Annotated in this window: 3 protein-coding genes and 2 pseudogenes; 3 read left to right on the top strand and 2 right to left on the bottom strand. The window is 48.4% G+C overall.

Translation table 11 applies throughout. From position 1 onward, the window contains the following. Positions 1–507, bottom strand: a 507-nt coding sequence (locus tag ACMV5H_RS25005) for a transposase (RefSeq protein WP_414822740.1), incomplete at its 3' end; no start/stop codon positions are given. A gap of 402 nt (positions 508–909) precedes the next feature. Between ACMV5H_RS25005 and ACMV5H_RS25000 the strand changes: the two are divergent. Further along, positions 910–1,962 (top strand): annotated as a pseudogene (locus ACMV5H_RS25000) (RNA-guided endonuclease InsQ/TnpB family protein); the annotation flags it as partial. Between the two features lie 407 nt (positions 1,963–2,369). Then, a pseudogene (locus tag ACMV5H_RS24995) lies at positions 2,370–2,579 on the top strand (IS6 family transposase); the annotation flags it as partial. A gap of 15 nt (positions 2,580–2,594) precedes the next feature. Here ACMV5H_RS24995 and ACMV5H_RS24990 read toward each other — a convergent pair. Beyond that, positions 2,595–3,614: an alpha/beta hydrolase gene (locus ACMV5H_RS24990; RefSeq protein ID WP_414822739.1), complete on the bottom strand. Its 1,020-nt coding sequence runs from the start codon at positions 3,612–3,614 to the stop codon at positions 2,595–2,597. Between the two features lie 816 nt (positions 3,615–4,430). Between ACMV5H_RS24990 and ACMV5H_RS24985 the strand changes: the two genes are divergently transcribed. Beyond that, a complete protein-coding gene (locus tag ACMV5H_RS24985) occupies positions 4,431–4,853 on the top strand; it encodes a MarR family winged helix-turn-helix transcriptional regulator (protein WP_414822738.1) in 423 nt (140 codons plus the stop codon). Positions 4,854–5,087 lie beyond the last annotated feature (234 nt).

Genomic DNA, 5,087 nt, shown 5'->3' with positions numbered 1-5,087 from the left:
TGCCAAACCCTGATCGGAGGCATGCCAAACCGTGATCGATTGTGATGCCAAATCGCGATCGGAGATGCATGCCAAATCATGATCGATTCGAATGCCAAACAGTGATCGATTCAGACGCCATTTTGCACTGTATTTAACGTCGAGCCCGCCGCGGGTGACGGAGACGTGGATATGCGGGTACCGATTGAGCCGTCGGCCATAGGTGTACAGCGCGCAAAAGATATCCACTTCGATCCCCTGCCTGCCTGCGTGCACAGCAGAACAGATCATTGAGCAGTGGCCAGTTATTGTTGAAAAACGGCCACAACTGCTGCAGGCCTTGGACTTGCAGCTCTGGCAGAAGAAGCGGGCATGGGTACAGTCCAATGAGGCGCAACAGTAACAGCGAACGCCCATGAGGCAGGTACCGCAGGCAAGCATGCGCTCGACGGCGAGTTTGGTCCAGTCGCTGAGGGTGTCGCCGTGTTTGTCGAGATAGCAGCTCCAGCCGTCGTCATGCTGGAACAACAGCTTTGCTGGGTCGCAGAATATACATGGTGCAGAGTATAGAGGGTGGCAAGGTATAGGAAAATAACCTTGGCGCCAGCATACTCACGTTGCAGACGTGCTCATTTTACTACAGGGTTAATGTCGTCGGGCAGGCAGGGCTCAAGCATCATGGGGAATAGGATGCTCACGTTTTCCGGGAATTGTTTCACGATGTTGGTTCCTTTAAGGTAATACAGGCGATCGCTTTGACGTATCGTTGCTTGGGAGATAACTCATTGGTTACTACGTTGGTCTTTTTGGGAGAGGGCCACAAATATCAAGGTTAAGTCGTCACAGCAGCAATGTTCTTGGCAGATATATGATCTGGTTCACTTTGTGATGTTTTACATTTTCACATTATCTTCGTAAAGTCTGATAATTATGAAACGTGCGTACAAATACAGGTTCTATCCAACACCAGAACACATCGAGCTACTGGCTAAAACCTTTGGCTGTGTGCGTTTCGTCTATAATTCCATACTGAAATGGCGTATTGATGTTTTTCGAGAAAGACAGGAGAGGACCAGCTATACCCAAGCCAGTACACGGTTAACCGAGCTTAAAAAAGATCCTGCGTTTGCCTGGTTGAATGACGTGTCCTGTGTTCCTCTCCAACAGTCGTTACGTCACCAACAAACCGCGTTTAAGAATTTCTTTGAAGGCCGAACGGCATATCCAGCCTACAAAATAAAGCGGAAAAAACAGGCGGCAGAGTTTACCTCCAGTGCGTTTAAATACGTTGATGGCAGGTTATACATTGCAAAGAGCCTGACCCCGCTCAATGTCAGGTGGTCTCGCCCTCTTCCATCCACACCCTCGCGGGTGACGATCACGCAAGATCCAACAGGCCGATACTTTGTCTCCTGCCTGTGCGAGTTTGAACCGACATCTCTGCCTATTAGTGTCACTGCTGTTTGCCTTGATGTGGATCTTAATGATGAGCGTGTCTCTGCGCATGGATCCCGTACCACCCTTCCTCCCACAACGGCAAAATATGAGAAGCGCCTGACTTTACTTGAGCAACGTTTACACAGGAAGGTCAAAGGCTCGAAAAACCGGGCTAAAGCCCGCCAGAAAGTTGCGCGTCTGCGCATAAAAATTGCTGATTGCCGTATGGATTATTTACACACGTTATCCCGCACACTGATTAACGAAAACCAAGTTGTGTGTGTCGGCTCCTTGATGGTGAAGGACAGGGGATGTACGCAGACGCAAACCCGCGAACTTGTACGTCAGTTGCAATACAAAGCAGCGTGGGCGGGGCGGACAGTGGTTGTGTCGTCTCGGTGCCTATGCTGTAGCGACATCTAGATTCACGCCTGTTGATGTTCGTCATGGTGGACTTAAGGCCCGCCCTCTACGGTGGCGACATGACTCGCTGGTTATCTTAACGCTGCCGGGCTGGCAGTGTTAGCCCATGGAGCGCCCGTCAATTCTTAATATACTTGAGGGTTAAGACGCGGTGCATTGAAGTGGGAATCCCCAACCTTAAGGTGGGGAAATGTCAATTAACAGAGATACCTGCCGGTGTGGCAGGGACAATCAACAGACAAAGAAATGGCCTGTGTTATTGTCACCAGGAATATCCCGGCAAGTCGGGGTATCATGCTTAACCCACGTCAAGCGGGTTCAACTGGATGGTGCTCTGCCCTTTCTTGATGGTTAGGAAGTTGTATCCGTTTTTTCCTTTAGGTCAGAGGCAAAAGTGGGTGATAGGGCAATGAGTTTCATCCGCTCAGTCAGCTTGAAGTTGACGATTGAGTAAAATAAACCCCATTTTGAGTCTCTGTCATATTAAGGCGTTGTTAGATAAGATGTTGTTTTTATGTTATTACCTGCCCATGTCTCTCATTCGAAACGCTTTCAGTCGCCTGCTGCGTATTGCCACTCAGTATGTCCGCTGGTACCTCGCCTATGCACTGAGTCTGCGAAACCTCGAAGAGATGATGGCAGAGCGCGGTATTGTCGTTGACCATTCCACGTTGCATCGTTGGATTATCCGCCTAGTACCGCTACTGGATAAGGTTTTCCGCCGACACAAGCGCACCGTAGTATGAATCTGGTTATTATTTCAGATGTTTATGCAGTTCTGCACCCGCTTGCTCCAGCGCAGTTTTGACGGTAGGCTCCTGACTTAACGAGTTCAGCAGCCCATAGTCATGAATCATGCCGTTATAGCGTGTCACGGTCACTGGTACGCCAGCTGCATCCAGCTTGCGACCGAACGCTTCACCTTCATCGCGCAGAACATCAAGCTCTGCTGTCTGGATTAAGGTCTGCGGTAACCCTTTCAGTTGTTCTGTGGTGGCGCGCAATGGCGAGGCAAGAATATTATTACGGTCTGACGCGCTTGTGGTGTAGTTATCCCAGAACCATTTCATCATGTTTTTCGTCAGGAAATAGCCATTTTCGTACTGGTTATATGATGTGCTGTTAAAATTCGCGTCGGTTACCGGCCACAGCATCACGTTATAACGAATCTTCGGTCCGTTAAACTGTTTGGCCTGCAGCGCCACAGAGGCCACCATATTCCCACCGACGCTGTTACCGACCAGGCCCAGACGGCTGCCATCCACGCCAATTTCCTGACCGTGTTCAGCCACCCACTTGGTTGCCTCATACGCCTGGTTAATTGCAACAGGGAAGTGTGCCTCCGGTGACGGTGTATAGTCCACATATACTGAAGCAGCGCCGGATGAGCGAACCAGATCCCGGATAAGACGTTCATGAGTCGGGAAATCTCCCAGCACCCAGCCACCACCATGGAAGAACATGAAAACAGGAAGTGTGCCGGTAGCATTGTCCGGCTTCACGATTTTCAGTGTTATGGATTGTCCGTTCACCGTGATGATTTTTTCTGAAACCTGCGCAGATGGCAGAGTAACGCCCTTCTGTGCCCCGATCAGTATCTGACGGGCCTCCTGCAGGGTCAGTTGTTCCATGGGCTTGCCGTTACCGGAGTTCAGAACGTTGAGAAATGCTTGCACTCCGGCCGTAGGAGCAGGAAGGTTGACCGGTTGTTCGGAAGCTACAGCGGTGGCGGATGCGAAAAGAGCAGAAGTCAGGACAGCTGATACGGTTTTCATGATTAAGCCTCGTTAGATGTATGTTGATTGTATTATTCTGTTGAGCGCCAGTTGTTCCCGACATCAACCTTTTACACATAATACTTTCACACAACATTCTTTTTATCAAGTATTATTCCTTTATCTTTTGGGATATTTTTATTTTGGTTAATTAAGTATTTAAAAACAGTGAATTAGTAGATATTCCATTCTGATATTCAGATTAAGCTACTCATTCGCCCTGCCACCCGCCCCCGAGTACAACCCATGTTCTAGTCCTTTGCCGGCAGCTGGTCGGCCTATGGGCTGACCGCCGTTGATCCAGTTCTTCGCCGTTTCAGTGAAATTCGGACGTTCTACGATATTTCCTTTCAGAGTATCCCGCGCATTGATCGACACGGACCCTGGGCAGGTAATCTCTTGTCTGCCTGGTTATCACCGGAGCTAAAGGTTGCTTGTTTTAGTCGTTATAAATATCAAATTAAACAATAAGTTATATAAATAAAATGATTATTTTTACAAGAATTTTCAGACGTTATGTGGATGGCCTGCTGCAATGAATGAGAAGAGGTTCAATAAGCATGGCACTTAAGAAATTCCCGAGCCTCGCTGCGGAGCATAAAGACTGGCCGGTTGTTCAGAATATACAGCAGGGGCAAATGCAAAACTGGCAGAAGTCAGAACAACCGATCCGGCTTTTGTGACTGAGCCATATTAAAAGTATGTTCATCGTCCTGTTACCAGCAACTAACTTTTACGAATTAAACTTGCATGCAATATTCTTTCTATCAAATATTATTTATACTGTTTTTATATTTTCATGCCAGGGTTAATTAAATGAAACAAAACAGCATCTTGGAAGAAAAGCTATGCTTCTCTTTGTACTCGGTTACAAACGCGTTGATCCGCCAGTATCGGCCATTACTGAAAGAATTTGACCTGACCTACCCACAGTTTGTCGTACTCATGGCACTCTATGAGCAGGACGATATCCCTTTACGGGCGCTTGGTCAAAAGACATTATTCGACTCTGGAACGCTGACACCACTTGTGCAAAAACTTGAGGGGAAGGGGTTTCTAAAAAGGATGGCCGTCGTCGGTGATGAAAGGATGAAAAATGTCGTACTTACTGAAAAGGCGCATGAGATGAAAGAGGCTCTGCTGGAACAGCCTAGTAAAATGAGATGTACTATACAGATGAAAGATGAGGAGTTAGATCTGCTTCGAGAGCTGTCTGCTAATCTGCTGAGAGATCTGTAAAGCTTTATGCCGGTGTGTCGCAGCCTGGGTATGAGAACGTAGCGCACCTTTGGTGCGAGCACGGCAGCGTTGCTGCCTCAACCGTCTTTAAGACCCAGCCTCACATCAACGTCGGGGCAGGCTGATCGCCCCGCACTAATACCCGCATAAAATGAGCACGTCTGCGACGTGAGCACGCTGACGCCGAGGCTCTTTTCCCATTCCCTGCCACCCTCTATACTCTGCACCATGTAT

It is taken from the genome of Serratia sp. N21D137, assembly GCF_047530005.1.
Taxonomy (GTDB): domain Bacteria; phylum Pseudomonadota; class Gammaproteobacteria; order Enterobacterales; family Enterobacteriaceae; genus Chania; species Chania fonticola_B.
The sequence above is the reverse complement of the archived record's forward strand: the minus strand, read 5'-3'. Positions and strand labels throughout refer to the sequence as shown.

Coding starts and splice junctions, on each gene's coding strand:
- ACMV5H_RS24990 (WP_414822739.1), bottom strand. CDS start 3,614: ATGAAAACCGTATCAGCTGTCCTGACTTCTGCTCTTTTCGCATCCGCC.
- ACMV5H_RS24985 (WP_414822738.1), top strand. CDS start 4,431: ATGAAACAAAACAGCATCTTGGAAGAAAAGCTATGCTTCTCTTTGTAC.